Here is a 373-nt window from a genome sequence, read left to right on the forward strand (position 1 = left end):
TGCCAGGGATAACCTGGAGGAAGGTGGGGATGACGTCAAATCATCATGCCCCTTATGTTTAGGGCTACACACGTGCTACAATGGGTGCTACAAAGGGAAGCAAAACCGCGAGGTCAAGCAAATCCCAAAAAGGCACTCCCAGTTCGGATTGTAGTCTGCAACTCGACTACATGAAGTTGGAATCGCTAGTAATCGCGAATCAGAATGTCGCGGTGAATACGTTCCCGGGTCTTGTACACACCGCCCGTCACACCACGGGAGTTGGGGGGGCCCAACGCCAGTGACCTAACCCTTCGGGGAGGGAGCTGTCTAAGGCAAAACCAATGACTGGGGTGAAGTCGTAACAAGGTAGCCGTATCGGAAGGTGCGGCTG

The 373-nt window shown here is 53.9% G+C and carries 1 rRNA gene; it reads left to right on the forward strand.

Features of this window, described 5'->3' with window-relative positions:
- A 16S ribosomal RNA gene (locus PBV87_RS21755) occupies positions 1–373 on the forward strand; the annotation flags it as partial.

This window comes from Holtiella tumoricola, from assembly GCF_027857615.1.
In the GTDB taxonomy this organism is placed as follows: Bacteria; Bacillota; Clostridia; order Lachnospirales; family Cellulosilyticaceae; genus Holtiella; species Holtiella tumoricola.